Here is a 20,518-nt window from a genome sequence, read left to right as displayed (position 1 = left end):
GAGTTGGAAAAAGGTTATCTCGATCCAGAGATCCCGTTTATCCTAAATCCGATAGCTGGACGGGGTGAAGTATGCTGTTTCTGGAGTGCAGGGCAAGGCGCAATGACACGGAATAGCCGTTCCATTCCGAGAAGTTGCAACGCAGCCATGTGCTGCAAAAACGGGACGATCAACTACCGGATTTAGGATTATTCTATGTTTTAATAAAATGTTCGCGATAATATTTCATCTCGGTAATGGAATCGTAAATATCCGCCAGCGCTTCATGCTTGCACTGTTTGGTCAGCCCCGCCGCGATCTCCGGCTTCCAGCGTTTTACCAATTCCTTCAGGGTGCTCACGTCGAGATTACGATAATGGAAATAGGCTTCCAGCTGCGGCATCCAGCGGGCCAGGAAACGCCGGTCCTGGCAGATCGAGTTACCACACATGGGAGAGACCCCGGGTGAAACGTGTTCTTGCAAAAAGGTGGTCATGCGTGTTTCCACCTCGGCCTCATTCAGCCTGGATGCCTTGACCTTGTCTATCAGACCGGATTTGGCATGGGTGGATTTATTCCAGCTATCCATTCCATCCAGCACCGCTTCCGGTTGCGATACCACCAGTACCGGCGCTTCAGCCAGCACATTCAATTGAGAATCAGTGACTACCAGAGCGACTTCGATGATGCGGTCATTTTCCGGGCTCAACCCGCTCATTTCCATATCTATCCAGATGAGGTTATTGCTATCTTGTGCCATAATTGAACCAACCTCCTGAATTTTCAATCTGTAATTGTGTCATATCGATGGAGCCTCGTCATCTTTCGTCAGGCGCATCATCGGCTAATATATACATGCAAACCTTTACAGCCGTATTTCTCGTTACTCTGCTGCTCACGTTCTGTACGCGGATGTGGCTGGCAACGCGGCATATTCATCATGTCCTCGCCCATCGTGATAGCGTGCCGGCGAATTTTTCTTCACGCATCAATCTTGAAGCGCACCAGAAGGCAGCGGACTACACCTGTGCGAAAACTCGCCTGGGTTACGTCAGCATATTGCTGGAAACAATACTTTTGCTGATATTTACCTTGGGAGGCGGGCTGAACGTCCTGACCGCATTCTGGTCAGGCTGGTTGAACGATCCGTTGGCTCATGGCATGGCGCTCATCATCAGCGCCATGTTGCTGATGAGTCTGGCCGGAATTCCCATCAGCTATTATCGGACCTTTGTTATCGAACAACAATTCGGCTTCAACAAAATGACGCCCCGCATGTTCCTGAAGGATCTCGCCAGCCGGACTGTGCTGGGAATGCTGTTGGGCATACCCCTGCTATTTTCCGTTCTATGGTTAATGGAAAAAATGGGCGCAAACTGGTGGGTATATGTCTGGCTCGCATGGATGGGCTTCAACCTGGCGGTTCTGGCCATTTACCCCACCTGGATCGCCCCCCTGTTCAATAAATTCACGCCACTGGAAGATGCTCCACTGAAGGTGCGTATTGAACGGTTAATGCAGAAATGCGGCTTCAAGTCCAGCGGGCTTTTCGTGATGGATGGCTCGCGTCGAAGCAATCACGGCAATGCATACTTTACCGGCTTCGGTAAAACCAAACGGATCGTTTTCTTTGATACCCTGCTCTCTCGTCTGGATGGATCCGAGATTGAAGCAGTATTGGCCCATGAATTGGGACATTTCAAGCGTCGTCATGTTATTAAACGCATCCTGTGGACGTTTGCCATGAGTCTGATATTCTTGTGGGTACTGGGTTATTTGATGCAACAGGACTGGTTTTACCGGGGATTGGGCGTCTCCGTTTCCGCTATCCCTTCAACCGCAATGGCGCTACTTTTGTTTTTTTTGATCATGCCCGCATTTACCTTCCTATTCCAGCCGATGGCAAGCCTATACTCACGCAAACACGAGTTCGAAGCGGACGAGTATGCGGCGCACAATGCGTCTGCCAACGATCTCATACGAGCGCTGGTCAAACTCTACCAGGACAATGCCGCAACGCTTACTCCCGATCCCTTGCATTCGGCGTTTTATGATACGCATCCGCCGGCAGCAATGAGAATAGCGCGACTACAAAACCTGGCGCATAATTGATGCTCACCTGATATTTACGCAGCCTTGAAAATTCAAAACCCCCGATAACGATACTGATCAATCGGAAGCGTGACTAAATATACTGCCCTATTGTTGATATTTTGAGAGATATTTTCAGCATCAGCATCAGCAAAGCGTCGCGATAAAACGGCGTAAACGGGCACTCGCGATCAATGGTCGCAAATTTAAAGCTTTTTGGGGGGGGTTCTTCCTTTTTTAGGTTGCTCTTTCTTATACCCGGATATCGGCTTGATTAATCACTAACCAGCAGGAGCGCTAATGGATACTATTGTCAATGATCTGGCCACTAAACAATGCAAGCCCTGTGAAGGCGGGATGCCGCCGCTTTCACCCGCGGAAGTCGCCATATTGAAGGATCAGCTTGATGGGTGGGAGTTTTCCGATAAGCTTATTGCGAAGACCTACAATTTTAATAATTATTATCAGACAATGGCTTTTGTCAACGCAATTGCATGGATCTCGCATCGCGAAGACCACCATCCGGACATTTTGGTCGGTTACAATAAGTGCCACGTGGAATACACCACACACGCCATCAATGGATTGTCCGAGAATGATTTCATTTGTGCCGCAAAAATAGACACGCTGTTCAAGATTTGAGCTCAACTCGCCGCGTCTCTACTTCATCATCAATTTCGGGACAGATAGTTGCCGCATTCGGGAGGCATTTTCTTGTTAAAACCGCGAGCCATACTCCGCTTTCCTGCGTGATGCGCGGAAAAAAAGGGGGGGCAGCGTGTGGTGACCAGGTGGAAATCAAGCTCACTACGGCAGGACAGGGTGTCATAGAAACGATTCTGCCCCGCAGCGCCTTACTGTATCGGAGCGACGTTTACCGTGAAAAGATCATCGCCGCCAATGTCACGCAGATGGTCATCGTGGTGGCAGCCGTGCCGAGCTTTAGCGAAGAACTTATCAACCGTTGTCTCGCGGCCGCCGAGAATCAACGTATCAGGGGGCTGATTGTACTCAACAAGGCTGATCTCATCGAACCTACGCGCACTGCCGCTGCCTCACTTTCGCTTTACCGGGAGCTTGGTTACCCCCTGTTGCAAATTAGCGCCAAGACCAGCGTTGCGCCTCTTCTGCCCTACCTCAAAGGCCAGCTTAGCGTTCTGGTAGGTCAATCCGGCATGGGCAAGTCCACCCTCATCAACACGCTGATTCCGGATGCAGAACGCGCCACCGCCGGTATTTCCATCGCACTTGATAGCGGGCGCCATACGACTACCCATGCCCGGCTTTTTCACCTTGATGAAGATACCCGCATTATTGATTCCCCAGGAATGCAGGAATTTGGTTTGCATCATATTGATGGGAAAGATTTGGCTTGGGAATTTATCGAATTTCGTTCCTACCTTGGACAATGTAAATTCAATAATTGCCGCCACGCCGATGAACCTGGCTGCGCGCTGGGAGAAGCGGCGCGAGAGGGGAAAATCAGCGGGCGGCGCCTTGATTTTTATCGCAAGCTGGCTATATTACCTGGTGCCATGTCGCGAGCTTAAATCTATACCCTGAAAGGCGGCGGATACATATTTTTTTGCTATAGTCGAATAGCCGTTGAGCTTATGACCCTAAGCTCAAATGATGTAGAACGCCGTCGCTGATTTTTGGTGTTTAAGTCATGCTGCCTGCTACGCTTCGTTAACGGCTACCTGACGCCTACCCATGTCAAGCTGGAAGCGATGCAACGGCAAATCACCGAATATCAATGATTCCCTCTCAGTGCTGCGCTTAGCATTTGCATCGGGTTGCGCTTCAAATGTTCGCAGCCATTCAACATACTCAGCCGGCAAACCATGCTCGACGGCCCCCGCTATAACGGACGCTTTATACCACTGGTATGGCAGGAGAGAAGCTTCCTCGTAGCTCGCTACGTACGTTAACGCGGTATAGACACCGGTCGCGGTAACGATCTGGATATTCGCTTCGCTATATCCGGTTCCGAGGCCCTCTGCCTTGTCAAGACTCGGCTTTTCTTTTACATTTATCTTGAAAAGAACGCCATAAGCCCGATCTTTCAGATTGCCCGTTGCTTCGAGATCGCATTTGCCGGACCCATCGCGGCTCACCTTGTCAAACGAGAATCTTCGTCCCTGGACGAAACCAATATCTATTGCTACAGCGGACGGCGCTCTATCCGATGCATGAAGTCTCCGGGATAACATATTTGCGCCATATGCAAAATAAAGAAATGTGCTGGTTGATGTAGAGGTTTTTAACATGATTTTATATATATAAAAGGTTAAAAAAATTTAAAAATGCCAAGATGCAAAAATAAAATAAATCGTCTAACACTTAACAATTAGGATAAGAATTATCCGTTTACATCGTTCATCTTATGTAATGGGACTGATTATTCGGCATACTTTCCTAACATTTTTTCCTACTTTTAACTGAAAAACACCGTGTTCTACTTCGAGCAATTCATTCATCTTTTACGGCTGGTGCAACTACTTTCTGATTCTAGAGATTTGCGTCATAAGTGCTCCCCGTGTTCATTTCGGGAGAGTAGGCGCCCTCACATTCTTTGCGATTATGTTCAAATTTTTTCCATGCGCTGACCCGCTCTTTCTTTTTTTGGTTATTTGCATAACGAAGAACTTTGCCATAATCGCTCCACGCCTTTCTTTGAGCTAACCGTCGTTCTTTATAGCCGGGAATATCCCAACTGCTTCTTTCTAAGTCACGCCGTGTTTCAAGCGCACTTTTGACAGATGACGACCAGATATCAACCATAGCCACCAGCGAGTTATCACGTTCGTCAATAGCGTTCTGTATGCACGAAACATCTATCTTGGGTGTGCCCTTACTTGCCGCGTCCTGCGCTAAAACCGGAAATCCAATACACATTACACCTGCGAGCAGCAGTACTTTAACCAAACCATTTCTCATGTAACTTCCAAAAAATGCAAACCCGCGGGCGTGGATGAGGCAGATTTGCTACCGATCATAATTAATCTGAAAGTCCTGTATTTCAAACCCGCTTTCGCCTGCCCGCCAAATCGAGATGATGCTTCCCGTTATGCAGGAACGCGACTGGTTAATTGCTTCGTGCGGCGCGCTAGGGGACTAAAAAGCTCGGGGCATACGAGCATTAGGTAAGTCCCCATAAACAGGCAAAAGTCGATAGCAAACCGGCCCATATCAAAATCCTTTGATGTCAAAACGGGAAAAGCCCACAGCAGCACAAGAACCGCGGTCAAAATTAAGGCAAAGGTCGTTTTCATGAAAAATGCTCCTAAAAAGTGCTGTTTAAGAAATACCGCGCTAATCATTTAACTCTAATTAACTTCACAAATACTTAACATAAAGTATACATATTTTTCACATATTCACAAGTTTTTTACACTTTATCCACATATTTTTCACATTCTGATTAAATTTTTTTGGGCGCCTGAATTTTTTAGTGGGGGCGAACCAATAAAATTGAAATATCAACGGTATTTACCAGCTGTCCGGCCACCGAACCAATGACAAGCCGCTCCAAGCCTCGCCGGCCCTTTGTTCCTACCACAAGCAGATCGGCTCCCCACTCTGTGACCGCATTGGCGATGGCTTCTGAAACGCCATTCACACCATATTCACCTTCCGCCGGCAATAGACGCGTTTCCACTGCGAGTGCATTACCAGCGCTGGACTTGGCCCTCTCCAGCAGGCCCACACCGCTTTGCTGGCCGGTGTTGCCATGGGTGTCACCATTGGAGGATTCCGCCATGGCATGAACGATGCATAGTTTGGCACCATCTGTGACAGCAATATGCAGGGCCTCCTGCAAAGCAACTTGGGACGTTTCATCATCGCCAATAGCTACCATAACCTTTTTGTACATACTGACTCCTATTATTAACTATGACAAAGTGGCGGGCGTTTAATCGCCCGCCATTGCAGCGATAAGGCTATTCGATCAGTCAGCACCGCCATTTGCGTTAACGGAGAATTTCTCAAAATACTTCTTGACAATGACCTTGCTCGGTATTTTGCCAGCTTGCTTGAAAACCAGATAATTAACCAGACCATGCACCGCCATGGCGATCAGCAGACCTTCGAAAATGCCCACTTTATAGACCAGCAACCCGCAAAGGGTGGCGAGTATCATCGCATATTGGCCGTAATGCGCCACGTGCCACAGTCCCATAATCATTTTCCAGCCGGAGAAAATCATGATGGCCGCCAGTGAAAACTTGGGAAGAAACTCAAGATATTGTGAGTTCAGGACAAAGAATGTGACCACGATGCCAACGATAAGGACGGAGAACTTGGTCATGGCACCGGCTAACCTGTTAGTGGTGCTTTTTGCCAGACCGTCCAGATTGGTCATGCCGCCGAAGAAGCTGGAACCCATATTGGATATCCAGATAGCCAGCAAACTGTTATTGGTGTTGCATTTGCGTTTTAGCGGATCTATTTTCTCGATGGCGGCGTTGCTCATGACCTGCTCTATCACATCGATCACCGCCAGCATGGCCGCAAAGCCGATCACATACATCCAGGTCAATCCGCTATCGAAGTTCGGCATCGGCAAAGCCAGTGCAAGATCTACATCGTCCACGTGCAACATGGACATGGGCATGAATTGTGCGAGTGCGATGCTTGCCCCAATCAGGAGAAAATAGGGAATCGCTGGCTTCGTGTCCTTGAATTTTGAAAACAGATACACGAACATGGAAAAACCGGCCAAGGATACGAGTGCCATTTGTATACGCGCGCCGTTCCAGAATGCATCAGCCGACTCTTGCTCGGCAGGCAGCTCATAAGTAAATGTCAGAAACTTGAGGGCGATCTTCAATCCGACCCCTGCCAGCAGCCCTTCGACAAGATAGCTTGGCACTGCCAGCAAAATATATTTTTGCCAATCATATTTCCATATCACCGCTTGCATGGCGGAGGTCAGGAAAATAACAAACGCCATGTTTTCGATGCCAAAGCTGTGAACCCCCATCGCCAGGACTGGCGCCAGGCCCGCCGCCACCCCAGGAGTACCAATATAGTTGCCCGGCCTGATGAACGCATTGATCCAGCCGATAAAACAGGCGAACGCAACGGTTGCCAGGGCGACCTTGATGGGATATTCGGACATCAAGGCGATACCCACGGACAGGGGAATCGCCATGGCTCCCGTTATGATTCCCGCCTGGAAATCGCGGGCAAGGTATTTAGCTTGAAACCCCGCTGATCCCACGGGGACCACAGGCTCCGATGCCCCGCTGGATTGGTGATCATCCGATGGCACAAGCGGTTTTTCTGAAGTATATGAACTCATAATACCCATCCTTTTTAAAAAAATTTATATATCAAAAAGATTTACATACAAAAAGAATAAAACCGTCACGGCACCTGTTCCATCTTGATTAATCCCTGCTGCCCGTACGGATAAATGAAGCAGTTGATCTGACGCATATGACCTTATGAACGGCGTATGCCAACCGCTCCTCCGATAATTTCAACCCCTTCGCTTATACAACCGCCTTTGCTGAAAACGTTATCTTCATTGCCGCGTTCCATTAATGCCTTAAACACGGCGCTAACATATCACTACATCTGTGAAGAAACTGTCTTGTATTTGTAAAGATTTTGTGAAGTTATTTAAGGATTGATCTCTGAGGAAATTATGTATTGAAATTATCCGCACAAAGGAAAGCAAGAAGTTTTTCTAATATTTATCTATTAATCAATATATTATACTCTTTGATTTATGATTATTTGAAAAATGCCTGAGGCATCGCACCATTCGAATAAAAATAAAGAATTTCTCATTTGTGATCTTTATTTGAAAAAAGTTATTGTTGAATCGGTATCGAATTGTATAGCTCCAAGTTTCGCTGGAACGTGGATAAGAGCTGTGCTTTGCAGATAGATTTGCACAGTCTCCACCAAGCCAATAGCGGGCGGAGAAGCCACTCGGTAGAGCGCTCGAGCGCTGGCTAAGGCAGACCTGTGGCCTCTGCGCGTTCGGCAAACTGGCGAAGTGGTTTAGGAAAGCTTGGGCTGGTTCGCAACGAAAAGTGGTGATGGCTTGTTAGTGATCTGTTGGGAATGGGGATGGGAGCGAAGCTTTAGATGCGAAGCCCGGTAAAGCCATTTGTACAGCGAATGCCCCGGCTCTGAATTCTCTGCTTGACGAGACAGCTTGCGCAAAGGCAAAATCTTACCGCTGATACGATAAACTTATTAAGGACAAAAACATGCATACATGTAGTCACGCGGTTATTGGATGTATGGACTTCCGGATTCAAAATACCATGACGAAGTTGCTTGAACATTTAAATGTTCAAGAAGGAACGTTTGACCGCGTGACGTTTGCCGGCGGCGCGGCCAACATGGAACAGCTCAAGATCCATTTGGGGCTTTCCAAAAAACTGCATGACAGTTGTATGGCGGTGCTTTCCGTGCATGAAGATTGCGGCGCCGGTGCCGTCAAGGAGGATCTTTTCAAGGCGGCGGACACTGCCCGCTCTCTGGGATTCGAGCCAAAGTTGTTTTTTATTAAACTCGACGGAACCTGGGAAGAAGTGAAGGAAGCCTAACCGTGTGCGTAGGATCGCTTGCCTGAAGCATGGCGGGAGAGGAATTAGCTGAATGCGCGGGTATAACATTCCATTCGAGCTGCCGATTAGGCGTTCTTCCACGCACGCCCTGATATCGGTAGGGATGCTCAGTACACGGATATAATGAACCCTGGATTTACGGCATTGATACGGGGCTGTTGGCGTTTTTCCCTTGCAATGCCTACTTCCTCTGAGTGATTCTTTTCCATGCCTGCACTACCTCCACATCGGTTCTTGGATGCTGTACAAGTTTTGACCATCCGTGACGTCTGAGTAATTGATACACCGTCGACGTCGATACCGACCTGCCGACGCACCGTTCAAGCTCCGCTTTCAATTGTTGAATATGCAGGACGCCTGTATTTTGAGACTCGATAATGAAAGGAGTAAGAAACTTCACTTCTTCGTCCAGGCTCATTCGCGCATGATTACGAAGCCCTTTTTTTGTTTTAATTTGCTCAACACCAGCCTCAATACGTTGAAACCGCGTCCGTAATTTTCCTGTACGGCTTTTAGAAAGGCCGATGATGATAGCTGTCTGTTCCAGCGAGAGACCGAACTCCAGCGGCAAAAGCAAAGCCTGAGCCGCCCGCAGGGCATCAACCGTTTTTGCCGTCGCGATTTTTTCCTTTGCTGCCTTCACAAATTCACGTCCCGTCACAGGTCTCGCCATTGCATACTCATATCAGGGTGAATAAATAAAACCTATCGAATGAAACTTGGATAACCATGCAATGATTCCGTCTCTTCTGATCAAACAAATACTTCCGATCACTCGGCACTATGTCAAACAACGACGCCGCATGTTGACAGAGCATTGATCACCAGATCGGTGGAGCTGCCGGGAGAATGGACGTTCCCAGCCAAATTTTCAGAGGTAAAATCTTTTGCCATCAGAGGCACCAACGCTCAAAAAGTCTTTTCTGCTTGAGTTTGCCTTGCCAGTACGCAATACAGAATAGTGGGTGAAGATTTGCCGCGGCGGCTGGTTTGTCGCTAAAACCGAAGTAAGCTCAATTTGTTTAGGCGTGTCGGAAAAGCGTCTTCCGCTTTTGACGGCTGCCGCGATACCACCAAATTCCCCCTGAAAATAACGGTTCCCACTCGCCCTTGTCACCCAAGCTAACTATTTCGAGAACAAAAATGGAACCCCTCGAAAGTATTTCAGTCTTTTCCAGTGAGCCCAGCTTGCAGGATCAATGCAGCTGTCGTGAAACTCCAGGAATACAGTTGCCATCACTCATATTTTCCGTAATGACTGGCGGAACCCACAAAAAATCCCCCGGTACTTGAAGGGGGAGGTTATTCGGCATTCTTATTAAATTTAGCATAGGGTTCCGCCGTATTAATGGGTGTGGCTTGTACCATTAATAAGCTGGACAACAGTGAGATCTTAATGCCGCCCAGCAATATTTTTCGCAATATTTGATGCTGTAACATGACCAACCACCGAATATTAAAAGACAGACTTTACTTATCTGAAGCATTTCAAAATTTAATAGATGAATTAGTATGAAGCTGCCGGTCCAATCACCCATTCGCAATCCGAAATCAGGCACATTCCACCAAACTCCTTTAACCTGGGGCGCAGCGCCGTAACAAGTCTCTCCGCCTGTTTTTCTTCACAAGCGAGAATAAACATGGCATTCGTCTGCTCAAAAAAGATATCGTCAGGACGCCGTGTACCGCGCGAACCAAGTCCACCCGCTTGCTTGATGAATGTATAGCCGCGTACACCGACGTCATTCAATATGTTTATCAGCTCTTCGAGCTTTTCCTCATCAATTACGATCTCCAGCCGTTTCAATGTTATCGTGGCATTCATTGTTTCCTCCTAGAAGTGAAGAGTGTCGTATAACCGCGCCACTCAGTATTGATGTAACTTGCTACCGAAACGTACTATCACCCGGACAACGTGCTTTCCTAATTCATTCCGTAATGATAGTACGTCCATCGTTTTTTGCGCGAATCATGCCGATGCTTTAAAACATTGCTTTGAAGAATTTCGCCATTTCAAAGTAGATCGGTACCCCGATGAATATATTGAACGGGAAGGTCACGCCCAGCGAAGCGCCGATCGATACCGCCGGATCCGCTTCCGGCACCGCGATACGCATGGCTGCGGGGGCCGCTATGTAGGAACAGCTGGCGTACAGCACAGCCAGCATCATGGTGCCGCCCAAGGATAACTGGAATATGGCGCCCAGGAATGCGCCAAAGAATCCGGCTGTTAATGGAAACAGTATGCCGAACCCGAGCAGGAACGGGCCTTTTGCCCTGATTGCCGATAACCGCGCTGAGGCCAGCAAGCCCATTTCCAGCAGGAACAGGGCCAGCACGCCCATGAACAGGTCCATGAACATCTTATCCAGCGGCGAGACAAGTTTTACTATTCCAGCGTAATAACCGACAATGACCCCGCCAACCATCAGAAAAATACTCGTGCCGGTCAGGATTTCATGCATCAGCTTGCCCCACTGGGTTTCGCCCCCAGCACCACGCCGCGCCAGGACCGTGCCAGTCACCAGCGCCGGTATCTCCATCAGCGCCATGATCAGGACCATGTAGCCTTCGGACGTCTCCTTGATCCCATCCAGGAAAGCAATGCCTACGGCAAAAGTCACCGCGCTCACCGAACCGTAGTGGGCCGCGATAGCGCCAGAATCGGCCTGACTGAATTTCCCCAGCTTCTTCAATATGGGATAGGCTGTCAGTGGCACCAACGCCGCGAGCACAACCATCGACAGGGCGATTGGCAGCACCTCCGTGATCTCGTACTTGGCCATCGACACTCCACCCTTGAAACCGATGGCGATCAGCAGGAAGATGCTAAGGCTTTTGTATAGGGCCTCGGGGATCTTGAGGTCGGATTTGAGCACGCCGGCTAAAACCCCCAAGATGAAGAATATCACTACAGGTTGTATAGTCGCCATTGCGTTATCCTCCTATCGTCATTATTAATCTTGGTAAAGATTCGCGCGATTTTCCTAGCGCTGTATTGCAGCATTTCTTATGTAGTTTCATTTTCTTATGGCGTTCCATCAATCTACCCCTCCCCGAATGTGCTTGTGGTGACATTACTATTACTATCGCTATGAATCTTCTAATCGAGAACCAAGCCGTTCATCATGTCGCCTTCACTTCTTCCCAGGTTCCATCGAGTTTGATAAAAAACAACTTTGGGTCGAATCCCAGAGAGCGTGCGGTGTCAGCTGCCTTGAAAAGATCCTCCTTGACGGCGCCGGCGCCACAATCCTCATGCACGGAAAGCACCGCCATACAGCTGTCATGCAGTTTCTTGGAAAGCCCCAAATGGATCTTGAGCTGTTCCATGTTGGCCGCGCCGCCGGCAAACGTCACCCGGTCAAACGTTCCTTCCTGAACATTTAAATGTTCAAGCAGCTTTGTCATGGTCTTTTGAATCCGGAAGTCCATACATCCAATAACCGCGTGACTACATGTATGCATATATATACCCTTATCTCGTTTAATTTAATGAACACCAAGATCACTGAATAATTGTCGCTTCTATTCCAAATGCTGATGGCTTGCATCAGTATTTACAGCTTGAGATGACCTTAATGGCTTACTGCAGTAATCTATGGAACAACCATAATATTTTATTTAAACCACATGAAATCATTAGATAACCTTCTGCATTACAGTTGCTATATTAATATTACAGTTGGGTTTATGGTCCACAGATTGCCACAGTAGATGTGAAGAGAATGTCGTGCATATGTGATAAATTTGTGAAACCAGTAAATAAATATCACTTGATCTTCATGTAACGAATAGCGCCGCTTAAAATAGAATTTACGGCCAAGTGTATTCTCAAAAAAAATGCCATGGACAGCGATTGCCTCCACACAGAAGGCAACTCGACGGCATCAATGAGGAAGAGTCAGAAACAAGAAGGAGATAGGCCGCCGGTATTACGCCGGCGGTGGCGGCAAACAACTCAGAATAGCGTAAGGGGGAACGTCTCCGTTAAGCCACGTTGCCGAGCGAATTCGGGATTAAAAGGCGCATAAACGGATCGTAGGGTGACCCGCAAATGCTGCAGAACAAAGCACAATGAGTGCTGATTCTTAGAAGGAAGGCTATGACGGAAAGGTAATGTGGAAGGTGGCTCCTTTTCCTGGGGTACTTTCAACCTCTATGGTCCAGCCGTAGTGATCACAAATACGCTTGACGATGGCAAGGCCGATCCCCAGCCCCTCGCCCTGGCTCGATCCGCGGAAAAAACGTTCATACAGAAGAGGCATATAAAAGGGTTCGATTCCGATACCGGAATCGGAAATCGAGAGCCGGTTTCGACTGAAATTCACCCGGATGAAACCACGTTCGGTATATTGCACCGCATTGCGAAGCAGATTCACGAGCGCGGTATGAAGCGCCTGCCGATTTAACGTGAGGACAGCTTTTGGTGCTATCGCTACCTCGAAGATAAGGCGCTTACGATAGATTTCCGTGCACACGGGCTCCACGGCGTCATAAACACACTCGGCGAGTGCGACCGGCTCCATGATGCCTAAGGCCTGTTCACGGGCGAGAAATAGCAAGGCCTGCAATTGCTCACCCATGCGCGTCGCTGCGGCTTCGATCATCCCAATGCGGGAGCGCGTTCGTTCGGAGAGATTGGGCTCCGTAACCAGCAGCTCGCAACTCGTCAGGATCGTGGTAATCGGAGTACGCAATTCATGGCTGACATTGGCGGTGAATTCCTGCTCACGCCGCAGCATGCGCGTAATACGGTTCTGATAGTCGTCCAATGCATGGGCGAGCTGTGCCACTTCCTCATCCTGCCCCGGCTGTATCATGGTTGTACCCTGTACATCGCCGGGCGCAAGGTGCCTTACCCGTTCAGCAAGGTCAGTGACTTGTTTGACAAGCAATCCCGCAAGCAGGTATCCCACCACGAGCGCGACACCCACCACCGAGAGAAGGGATAACACGATAAGCAGCCTGAGTTCCTGTTGCCGCTGGTCATGGAGTCCGATTTCATAGGCAACGAGAAATTTCACGCCATCGACATGCCGTACCGCGACACGAACCTCCTCCGGACCCCGGAAAACCTTGTGGCGCCTGTAATTGAGGCCTTGCAAATAAGACGGAAGCTGGGATTCCTCGATGGAATCATGGACAATGTATTTCTCGAGATTGGATCCGACCTGCGGTACAAAATCTGCACGCTCGCGATAGCGCTGGAGCAGGTAATCCATCTCGGTTTCGATGATCTGTTCGATATGCGCCTCTTCGATATCGTCGGAGGCGATATAAAGACTGATACCGAGGGTCCCAACGACAACTATGCAGAATACCGCAAATGCCAGCGCGACACGCAGGCGAAGGCCGCGCTTAAACCCCGGCACGGGAAATGAGGCGGTAGCCGAGGCCATGCACTGTCTCAATCGGATCATAGCCGCCAGCCCGGGTCAATGCACGGCGCAATTCGTGCATATGACTGCGCAAGGTATCGCTGGTTCCCTGCGCATCGCCCCAGACTTCCGACTCCAGTTCCCTCCGGCTGAATACGCGGCCAGGTTCCCCCATCATGAGCGCAAGCAGGCGGATACATTTTGGCGGCAATTTGACGGCTGCGCCGGCAAAACGGACCGACAATGTTTTTGGATCAAACGACAGATCATCGCTTTCCAGTATGCGACTGGTAACTTTACCTCCATGCCGTTTGTGCATCGCGGACAGACGCGCCTCGACCTCCTTCAGCGCGAATGGCTTGACCAGATAATCGTCCGCTCCGCAATCAAAACCTTTCAGCTTGTCTGCCAGCGTATCGCGCGCTGTCAGCATTAACACGGGCGTATCGAGATTCGCTTCCTGGCGAAGCTTCCGACACAGGGTAATGCCATCCATGCCTGGTAAACCAAGATCGAGCAGAATACCGTCAAATCGCTGCGTAACCGCGAGATGCAAACCCGTAATGCCGTCCGCGGCGGCATCAACACTGTGGCCGCGGGCTTCCAGGAAGTCGTAAAGATTAGTGGCAATCGCGGGATCGTCTTCAATAATAAGTATGTGCACGAAAGATTCCTATCGAGAATATGAGATAACGAAGGCTCAACCGAACTGACAAACTGCACCAGGAAACTGATGTATCCTGCTTTTTATCAATCATCATTCCACTATTTCATATGAAAGATGAAGTAATCACCCCCCGCGCCCATGCAATATCCCGCATGGTGGGGCACCCCCTTCTGAAAGATATATCATTGTAGTCTATACCCTTTTTTAAAAAACTAGTAGCCTCTCGGACATAAAGAATTGAAACGAAAAAGCGACGGACGAGAACAGATTTTGACGATTTTGAAGACCAATACGGGCTCTATTGGCTGAAAAAACAGCAAAATATGGGCAGGTCAGACGCTTTTTGCAGCCGATTCTCCTTGTCCGACAGACTGCTAGTGCGGACGATATTTTCGACTGATACTGTGAACAGCCTCCACTAACGTCAGGGCACTCTCAGGCGGCGTAAACTGGGAGATGCCGTGCCCGAGGTTGAATACGTGACCGTAGCCGTCACCATAGGCGGCAAGAATCTTTTCCACCTCTGCGGTAATGATTTCCGGTGCGGCAAACAGCACCGCGGGATCGAGATTACCTTGCAGCGCGACTTTGTGACCCACGCGCCTGCGTGCCTCACCAATATCGACGGTCCAGTCCAGACCCACCGCATCACAACCACTGTCGGCAATGCTCTCCAGCCACAAGCCGCCACCCTTGGTAAAAATAATATTGGGAATGCGTCCGCCCCCATGCTCGCGCTTGATTCCGGCCAATATCTGACTCATATAACGCAAAGAAAATTCCTGATAGGCGGCATGCGACAATGCTCCGCCCCAGGTATCAAAAATCATCACCGCCTGGGCACCGGATTCGATCTGTGCATTCAGATAGGCGATTACCGCCTGTGCGTTGATATTGAGTATGTGGTGCAGCAAATCCGGCCGCTGGTACAACATGGTTTTGATTTGGCGGAAATCGGTGCCGCCGCATCCTTCCACCATATAGCAGGCAAGCGTAAAGGGGCTGCCTGAAAAACCAATCAGCGGAATGCGATTATCCAGCGTCTTGCGAATTTGCGAAACAGCATCCATCACATAACGCAAGTGCACCGAGGGATCAGGCACCGTAAGCGCACGAATTTCCCATTCCTCGCGCAATGGACGCTCAAACTTGGGGCCTTCGCCCTCGGAGAAATAGAGCCCCAGTCCCATTGCATCGGGAATGGTAAGAATATCCGAAAACAGTATCGCGGCATCGAGCGGAAACCGCGCCAAGGGTTGCATGGTAACTTCGGTGGCAAAATCGGGATTCTTGCACAGCGCCAGAAAATTACCGGCGCGGGCCCGAGTCTGATTGTATTCAGCCAGGTAACGGCCCGCCTGTCGCATCAACCACACAGGCGTGTACTCGGTAGGTTGCCGCAGCAGGGCTCGCAGCAGGGTATCGTTTTTTAATTTTGTCATCGGGATCTATTTAATTTCTAAAATTCGATAGGGAAGCGTTCCTGGTCAAACATGTGTTCGGATCGTAGCCCCGCGCGCATGAACCAAATTCCATCGAAGCCCAATTCGCAGAGGGTGATTGCTGCTTTCCCGAACTGTCGATATTACCAGCGATTGGCCTTCGGGTACATTATCCCTGATGAATACAATCGCGATATTGACGATTAATGCCTCACATTTGGCATTTGTTCCAACGTTGGCATTCGGCTGAAGACCTCATCATTTACCTGGCACCCCGCCACACTTGAAGCTTGAAGTGGAAAGTGACTGGGGGAGGAAAGATTCTTCTCCATGGAACACGTTGCCGGCAAATTGGGAGCTTATGAGAGATTCCTAGGTCTCATCAATAGCGAACAATCGCCGATACTCCCGAATAGCATAACGATCGGTCATGCCTGCTATGTAGTCGGCAATAACGTGGTGTTTATCCTGGGAGTATTTAGTCTGATACTTAGGCGGGAGTAACTGGATATCGGAGTGGAACGCGTTAAATAGCATCTCGACGGTATGACGCGCCTTTGTACTCATGCGCGCGACCCGGTAGTGCCGGTAAAGATTATCGCGCAGGAATTTTTTCAATTCCTGCTGTTCCCGCAGGATCTTATTGCTGAAACCAATCAGTACAGGCGCGGCCCGTACCGCGGATAAATCATCCGGATGCGCATCGGCGATATTGATCGCGCTTTGCCTGATCAGATCCGCTACCAGCGTATTGATCATGCGCCGTACCGTTTCATGAATCAAGCGCCGTCCCGAGATGTCGGGATACTGTTTTTTAGCCAGCGCCAGGTGCCGGGAAAAAAGCCCGATCTCCTCAAGCTGTCCCTGCGTAATGAGACCTGAACGCAAACCGTCGTCGACATCATGATTATTGTAGGCTATCTCATCGGCAAGATTGGCAAGCTGCGCTTCCAGCGATGGGCGCTGGTCGGTGAGAAAACGTTTACCTACATCACCAAGTCTTCGGGCATTTTTCCTGGCGCAGTGCTTAAGTATGCCTTCGCGCGTTTCGAAGCACAGGTTCAAACCATCAAATGCCCCGTAACGCTCTTCCAGCACATCTACCACCCGCAGAGACTGTAAATTGTGCTCGAAGCCGCCGTAGTCTTTCATGCAATCATTTAACGCATCCTGCCCCGCGTGACCAAATGGGGTATGGCCTAAATCATGCGCCAGGGCGATAGCCTCAACCAGATCTTCATTAAGACGCAGATTCCGGGCGACGGAGCGGCCGATTTGCGCCACCTCCAGGCTGTGTGTCAAGCGCGTGCGGAAAAGATCTCCCTCGTGATTGACAAAAACCTGGGTCTTGTATTCGAGGCGGCGAAATGCGGTGGAATGAATAATGCGATCACGATCGCGCTGGAACTCCGTACGGCCGGGGGACGACTCTTCCTCGATACGCCGGCCGCGCGAATTTATCGAGCATACCGCATAAGGCGCCAGCTCATGCATGGGCGGTACATCCCAGAAGTGTTTCAGTGAGGACTCCAGCGGGCACGTCGGAGTGAACCATCGCTTCACCAATCCGCTGGAGCAGGATGAAACGCATTTTCCCGCCCGCTACTTTCTTGTCCAGCCCCATCAAATGCAGATACTTTTCCGGACCCAGATTGGGAGCGGCGACAGGAAGTCCGGCTTGCACGTAGATGTTGCGGATACGCTCGACGTCGATCTGGCTGATCATACCCATGCGCCGCGACAATTCCGCCGCTAGTACCGTACCTGCCGCGACGGCTTCACCATGCAGCCACGTGCCATAGCCCAATGCATTTTCGATGGCATGACCAAAAGTATGCCCCAGGTTGAGCAGTGCGCGGACACCGCTTTCATGCTCATCGGCCTCCACAACCTCGGCTTTATTCCTGCAGCTGCGGTATATTGCTTCGATCAGTACCTCAGGATCACGCGCCAGAAGTTTTGTCATGTTCTGTTCGATCCACACCAGAAAAGCAGAATCCCGGATCAGACCATACTTGATCACCTCGGCAATACCTGCGCGTAATTCTCTTTCGGGCAGGGTTTCCAGTATCGTGCTGTCAGCCACCACCACCTTGGGTTGATAAAAAGCACCGATCATGTTCTTGCCAAGCGGATGGTTAATACCCGTCTTGCCACCGACCGAAGAATCAACCTGCGCCAGCAGCGTGGTCGGATATTGAATAAATGGCACGCCACGCAAATAGGTGGCGGCGGCGAAGCCGGCCAGATCACCGACAACTCCCCCACCGAGCGCGATAACCGGGGTGCCGCGTTCACAGCGGTTTGTCAGCAGCGCATCAAAAATGAGATTGAGTGTTTGCCAGTTCTTGTACTCTTCCCCGTCGGGAAGAATGATGGGGACTGACGCCACATCTTGCTTCTCCAGTGCACTACGCAACCGTTCCAGATAAAGCGGCGCCACCGTGGTATTGGTCACGATAGCAACGCGCTTCCGCGGTAGGTGGGTCATGATAAGTTCGATCTGGCTCAAAATGGCGCTGCCGATATGTATCGGATAGCTGCGCTCGCTCGGTGTAGCATCAAGATCTACCGTAATGGTTTTCATGGATTAGCCGGTTTGGAAGGACTTTGAAGGGTTTCCGAGGGGTTTGAATGCATGATCTCGCTTTTCTTCTCTATCCGCTGATAGAAAGCGTTGCATCCGGAGAATTTCATGAAGGATAGCAATTCTTAAAATGGTTTCACCACGACCAGTATCACCACCACAATCAGAATCACCACCGGAATTTCATTGAACCAGCGGTAATAAACGTGACTATGGCGGTTGCGGTCATACTTGAAATCGGCAAGCAATCTGCCGCAGTAGAGGTGGTATCCAATCAGTACGATCACCAATGCAAGTTTGGCATGCAACCATCCGCCGGAAATACCGTAACCCAGCCAAAGCCACAGGCCAAAAAGAATCGTCAATACGGCACCTGGTGTCATGATGCCATAATAGAGCTTGCGTTCCATCACCTTGAAACGCTCAATGCCGGACGCATCATCGCTCATCGCATGATAGACGAACAGGCGAGGCAAATAAAAGAGCCCGGCAAACCAGGTCACCATAAAAATAATATGTAGCGATTTTATCCAGAGCATCTGATAACCTAAATCCAGCAGTGACCGCTCATTCCCGGTTCATTTGTCAATTAAGCGACATGATCCGCAATGACTCCTCGCATCACTTGACCTTCACCCCTGGCGGGTTCCAATGAGACGAGACCAACTATCGGCTTCAGGATAATACTATAGCCGATCGGCATCATCGAATGGATTAAGCGATCTTCGGAAATAATTATCATGCAAACTACCCCGAAACCAGGAACGAGTTTCTGGGACATGGGTCGAATTATAACCGACCGATAGCAGGCGATATGCCTTGTAATGACGATGAGACTCAGACTTGAACGAGTATACGAGCCACCCCCACACCCGGATGGAATACGCATCCTCGTCGACCGCTTGTGGCCACGCGGTCTCTCGAAGGCTAAGGCCGGGATCGATTTCTGGGCCAAGGAAGTAGCGCCCTCGAATGAGTTACGCGACTGGTATCAACATGAGCTGGAGAAGTGGCCTGAATTCCGGCGCAGATACCAGGAAGAGCTTAAGAACAACGACGCGGCTGTCAAGGAACTCATCGCGAAACTTGGAAACGGAAACGCCACGCTTCTCTTTGGTTCCAGGGAGCTCAATCACAATAACGCCGTCGTGCTAAAGGAATATCTGGAAACATTACGATAAAGGCGCCTTACACCCGGACAAGCGGTACTACATCGCGACTACTTCCAAATCGGGCTCTATCGACCTCAACAAATTCTGAATGCCTCTGAGCGTGCCCGAAATTGAGCTCGGGCAAGTGCCGCAGGCGCCCTGGTAGTGAACGCTGAGTTTGTTGCCGTCGAGGCCGAGCACATGAAGATCACCGCCGTCATTTTGCAAATAAGGACGTATCTCCTCATCAAGCAGCGTATTGATCGTTTCAAGGCGCTGCTGGTCCTCCGGGCTCAAACCGGCAATGGCGCTGGATGCCGCCGCAACGGTAGCAGCTGACTGCGAAGTCGCCGCGGGCGCGGCCCGGATCGGATCGGCGACTTCGCGGGCCAGATCCTGCCAATCGGCGCCACCATCCTGCGTAATCGTGATCCAGCGATCGACATAAAATACATTGGTTACATGATCGATATCGAATAGCGCGGCGGCAAGGGGATCGTCCTGGGCCTGCTCGGCATTATCGTACGAGTGCGTCACGCCCCAGGTCAATGGCTCCTTGAGAATGAATTTCAACGCATTCTTGTTTGGCGTACCTTCTATCTCAGATATCTTTGGCATTTTTCCTTT

The 20,518-nt window shown here is 49.9% G+C and carries 22 protein-coding genes; 5 read left to right on the top strand and 17 right to left on the bottom strand.

Going from position 1 to position 20,518, the window contains the following annotated elements:
* Nucleotides 1-193: 193 nt before the first annotated feature.
* The gene (gene orn / locus BLR00_RS05900; protein ID WP_074631483.1) at nt 194-739 is read right to left on the bottom strand and encodes an oligoribonuclease; all 546 of its coding nucleotides are present in this window, start codon (nt 737-739) and stop codon (nt 194-196) included.
* Nucleotides 740-834: 95 nt separating this feature from the next.
* On the opposite strand from orn, the gene BLR00_RS05895 reads away from it, so the two are divergent.
* From BLR00_RS05895 to rsgA, 3 genes are all read left to right on the top strand, one after another.
* A complete protein-coding gene (locus BLR00_RS05895; RefSeq protein ID WP_074631481.1) occupies nt 835-2,091 on the top strand; it encodes a M48 family metallopeptidase in 1,257 nt (418 codons plus the stop codon).
* 279 nt (nt 2,092-2,370) lie between these two features.
* Entirely contained in the window at nt 2,371-2,712 is a 342-nt protein-coding gene (locus BLR00_RS05890; RefSeq protein WP_074631479.1) for a 4a-hydroxytetrahydrobiopterin dehydratase, read from the top strand.
* A gap of 110 nt (nt 2,713-2,822) precedes the next feature.
* On the top strand, nt 2,823-3,620 hold the full coding sequence (gene rsgA, locus BLR00_RS05885; RefSeq protein ID WP_256324060.1) for a ribosome small subunit-dependent GTPase A: 798 nt from the start codon (nt 2,823-2,825) through the stop codon (nt 3,618-3,620).
* A gap of 129 nt (nt 3,621-3,749) precedes the next feature.
* On the opposite strand, the gene BLR00_RS05880 is transcribed toward rsgA, so the two are convergent.
* The 5 genes from BLR00_RS05880 to BLR00_RS05860 all read right to left on the bottom strand — a co-directional run bounded on the left by BLR00_RS05880 (nt 3,750) and on the right by BLR00_RS05860 (nt 7,378).
* On the bottom strand, nt 3,750-4,283 hold the full coding sequence (locus BLR00_RS05880) for a gamma-glutamylcyclotransferase (RefSeq protein WP_074631475.1): 534 nt from the start codon (nt 4,281-4,283) through the stop codon (nt 3,750-3,752).
* Nucleotides 4,284-4,581: 298 nt separating this feature from the next.
* Nucleotides 4,582-5,010: a hypothetical protein gene (locus BLR00_RS05875; RefSeq protein WP_074631473.1), complete on the bottom strand. Its 429-nt coding sequence runs from the start codon at nt 5,008-5,010 to the stop codon at nt 4,582-4,584.
* A 128-nt stretch (nt 5,011-5,138) separates the two neighbouring features.
* Nucleotides 5,139-5,345 (bottom strand): hypothetical protein, encoded by a 207-nt coding sequence (locus BLR00_RS05870; RefSeq protein ID WP_107797639.1) that lies wholly within the window; start codon nt 5,343-5,345, stop codon nt 5,139-5,141.
* 176 nt (nt 5,346-5,521) lie between these two features.
* Complete coding sequence (locus tag BLR00_RS05865; protein ID WP_074631469.1) at nt 5,522-5,947, bottom strand: universal stress protein; 426 nt, start codon at nt 5,945-5,947, stop codon at nt 5,522-5,524.
* Nucleotides 5,948-6,022: 75 nt separating this feature from the next.
* The gene (locus BLR00_RS05860) at nt 6,023-7,378 is read right to left on the bottom strand and encodes a SulP family inorganic anion transporter (RefSeq protein ID WP_074631467.1); all 1,356 of its coding nucleotides are present in this window, start codon (nt 7,376-7,378) and stop codon (nt 6,023-6,025) included.
* A 922-nt stretch (nt 7,379-8,300) separates the two neighbouring features.
* Here BLR00_RS05860 and BLR00_RS05855 point away from each other — a divergent pair.
* Entirely contained in the window at nt 8,301-8,642 is a 342-nt protein-coding gene (locus BLR00_RS05855) for a carbonic anhydrase (RefSeq protein WP_308811292.1), read from the top strand.
* Nucleotides 8,643-8,844: 202 nt separating this feature from the next.
* On the opposite strand, the gene BLR00_RS05850 is transcribed toward BLR00_RS05855, so the two are convergent.
* The 10 genes from BLR00_RS05850 to hemJ form a co-directional block, all read right to left on the bottom strand.
* Nucleotides 8,845-9,336: a winged helix-turn-helix domain-containing protein gene (locus tag BLR00_RS05850; protein ID WP_074631463.1), complete on the bottom strand. Its 492-nt coding sequence runs from the start codon at nt 9,334-9,336 to the stop codon at nt 8,845-8,847.
* Between the two features lie 834 nt (nt 9,337-10,170).
* On the bottom strand, nt 10,171-10,488 hold the full coding sequence (locus BLR00_RS05845) for a P-II family nitrogen regulator (RefSeq protein ID WP_074631462.1): 318 nt from the start codon (nt 10,486-10,488) through the stop codon (nt 10,171-10,173).
* A gap of 157 nt (nt 10,489-10,645) precedes the next feature.
* The gene (locus BLR00_RS05840; protein ID WP_074631461.1) at nt 10,646-11,596 is read right to left on the bottom strand and encodes a sodium-dependent bicarbonate transport family permease; all 951 of its coding nucleotides are present in this window, start codon (nt 11,594-11,596) and stop codon (nt 10,646-10,648) included.
* Nucleotides 11,597-11,789: 193 nt separating this feature from the next.
* On the bottom strand, nt 11,790-12,131 hold the full coding sequence (locus BLR00_RS05835; RefSeq protein WP_308811293.1) for a carbonic anhydrase: 342 nt from the start codon (nt 12,129-12,131) through the stop codon (nt 11,790-11,792).
* 635 nt (nt 12,132-12,766) lie between these two features.
* The gene (locus BLR00_RS05830; RefSeq protein WP_074631458.1) at nt 12,767-14,065 is read right to left on the bottom strand and encodes a sensor histidine kinase; all 1,299 of its coding nucleotides are present in this window, start codon (nt 14,063-14,065) and stop codon (nt 12,767-12,769) included.
* Entirely contained in the window at nt 14,025-14,708 is a 684-nt protein-coding gene (locus tag BLR00_RS05825) for a response regulator transcription factor (protein WP_074631455.1), read from the bottom strand. Before BLR00_RS05825 ends, BLR00_RS05830 begins: the two co-directional genes overlap by 41 nt.
* Before the next feature lie 377 nt (nt 14,709-15,085).
* The gene (gene hemE / locus BLR00_RS05820) at nt 15,086-16,153 is read right to left on the bottom strand and encodes a uroporphyrinogen decarboxylase (RefSeq protein ID WP_074631453.1); all 1,068 of its coding nucleotides are present in this window, start codon (nt 16,151-16,153) and stop codon (nt 15,086-15,088) included.
* 372 nt (nt 16,154-16,525) lie between these two features.
* On the bottom strand, nt 16,526-17,647 hold the full coding sequence (locus tag BLR00_RS05815) for a deoxyguanosinetriphosphate triphosphohydrolase (RefSeq protein ID WP_074631451.1): 1,122 nt from the start codon (nt 17,645-17,647) through the stop codon (nt 16,526-16,528).
* Nucleotides 17,640-18,740: a 3-dehydroquinate synthase gene (gene aroB, locus BLR00_RS05810; protein WP_074631449.1), complete on the bottom strand. Its 1,101-nt coding sequence runs from the start codon at nt 18,738-18,740 to the stop codon at nt 17,640-17,642. Before aroB ends, BLR00_RS05815 begins: the two co-directional genes overlap by 8 nt.
* Nucleotides 18,741-18,865: 125 nt before the next feature.
* Nucleotides 18,866-19,279: a protoporphyrinogen oxidase HemJ gene (hemJ, locus tag BLR00_RS05805; protein WP_004178352.1), complete on the bottom strand. Its 414-nt coding sequence runs from the start codon at nt 19,277-19,279 to the stop codon at nt 18,866-18,868.
* Nucleotides 19,280-19,570: 291 nt separating this feature from the next.
* Here hemJ and BLR00_RS05795 point away from each other — a divergent pair, with 291 nt between their 5' ends.
* Nucleotides 19,571-19,921: a DUF488 domain-containing protein gene (locus BLR00_RS05795; protein ID WP_074634157.1), complete on the top strand. Its 351-nt coding sequence runs from the start codon at nt 19,571-19,573 to the stop codon at nt 19,919-19,921.
* Nucleotides 19,922-19,948: 27 nt separating this feature from the next.
* Here BLR00_RS05795 and BLR00_RS05790 read toward each other — a convergent pair whose 3' ends face one another.
* Nucleotides 19,949-20,509, bottom strand: a complete 561-nt coding sequence (locus BLR00_RS05790) for a NifU family protein (RefSeq protein ID WP_074631444.1) — start codon at nt 20,507-20,509, stop codon at nt 19,949-19,951.
* Between the last annotated feature and the right edge of the window lie 9 nt (nt 20,510-20,518).

Source organism: Nitrosospira multiformis (assembly GCF_900103165.1).
Taxonomy (GTDB): domain Bacteria; phylum Pseudomonadota; class Gammaproteobacteria; order Burkholderiales; family Nitrosomonadaceae; genus Nitrosospira; species Nitrosospira multiformis_D.
Note: the sequence above shows the minus strand (reverse complement) of the source record. Positions and strands in the feature narration are given on the sequence as shown.

Excerpts from the sequence above, each read along its gene's own strand:
- orn (WP_074631483.1), bottom strand. The coding sequence starts at position 739 with ATGGCACAAGATAGCAATAACCTCATCTGGATAGATATGGAAATGAGC.
- BLR00_RS05895 (WP_074631481.1), top strand. The coding sequence starts at position 835 with ATGCAAACCTTTACAGCCGTATTTCTCGTTACTCTGCTGCTCACGTTC.
- BLR00_RS05890 (WP_074631479.1), top strand. The coding sequence starts at position 2,371 with ATGGATACTATTGTCAATGATCTGGCCACTAAACAATGCAAGCCCTGT.
- rsgA (WP_256324060.1), top strand. The coding sequence starts at position 2,823 with ATGCGCGGAAAAAAAGGGGGGGCAGCGTGTGGTGACCAGGTGGAAATC.
- BLR00_RS05880 (WP_074631475.1), bottom strand. The coding sequence starts at position 4,283 with ATGTTATCCCGGAGACTTCATGCATCGGATAGAGCGCCGTCCGCTGTA.
- BLR00_RS05875 (WP_074631473.1), bottom strand. The coding sequence starts at position 5,010 with ATGAGAAATGGTTTGGTTAAAGTACTGCTGCTCGCAGGTGTAATGTGT.
- BLR00_RS05870 (WP_107797639.1), bottom strand. The coding sequence starts at position 5,345 with ATGAAAACGACCTTTGCCTTAATTTTGACCGCGGTTCTTGTGCTGCTG.
- BLR00_RS05865 (WP_074631469.1), bottom strand. The coding sequence starts at position 5,947 with ATGTACAAAAAGGTTATGGTAGCTATTGGCGATGATGAAACGTCCCAA.
- BLR00_RS05860 (WP_074631467.1), bottom strand. The coding sequence starts at position 7,378 with ATGAGTTCATATACTTCAGAAAAACCGCTTGTGCCATCGGATGATCAC.
- BLR00_RS05855 (WP_308811292.1), top strand. The coding sequence starts at position 8,301 with ATGCATACATGTAGTCACGCGGTTATTGGATGTATGGACTTCCGGATT.
- BLR00_RS05850 (WP_074631463.1), bottom strand. The coding sequence starts at position 9,336 with ATGGCGAGACCTGTGACGGGACGTGAATTTGTGAAGGCAGCAAAGGAA.
- BLR00_RS05845 (WP_074631462.1), bottom strand. The coding sequence starts at position 10,488 with ATGAATGCCACGATAACATTGAAACGGCTGGAGATCGTAATTGATGAG.
- BLR00_RS05840 (WP_074631461.1), bottom strand. The coding sequence starts at position 11,596 with ATGGCGACTATACAACCTGTAGTGATATTCTTCATCTTGGGGGTTTTA.
- BLR00_RS05835 (WP_308811293.1), bottom strand. The coding sequence starts at position 12,131 with ATGCATACATGTAGTCACGCGGTTATTGGATGTATGGACTTCCGGATT.
- BLR00_RS05830 (WP_074631458.1), bottom strand. The coding sequence starts at position 14,065 with ATGGCCTCGGCTACCGCCTCATTTCCCGTGCCGGGGTTTAAGCGCGGC.
- hemE (WP_074631453.1), bottom strand. The coding sequence starts at position 16,153 with ATGACAAAATTAAAAAACGATACCCTGCTGCGAGCCCTGCTGCGGCAA.
- BLR00_RS05815 (WP_074631451.1), bottom strand. The coding sequence starts at position 17,647 with ATGCATGAGCTGGCGCCTTATGCGGTATGCTCGATAAATTCGCGCGGC.
- aroB (WP_074631449.1), bottom strand. The coding sequence starts at position 18,740 with ATGAAAACCATTACGGTAGATCTTGATGCTACACCGAGCGAGCGCAGC.
- hemJ (WP_004178352.1), bottom strand. The coding sequence starts at position 19,279 with ATGCTCTGGATAAAATCGCTACATATTATTTTTATGGTGACCTGGTTT.
- BLR00_RS05795 (WP_074634157.1), top strand. The coding sequence starts at position 19,571 with ATGAGACTCAGACTTGAACGAGTATACGAGCCACCCCCACACCCGGAT.
- BLR00_RS05790 (WP_074631444.1), bottom strand. The coding sequence starts at position 20,509 with ATGCCAAAGATATCTGAGATAGAAGGTACGCCAAACAAGAATGCGTTG.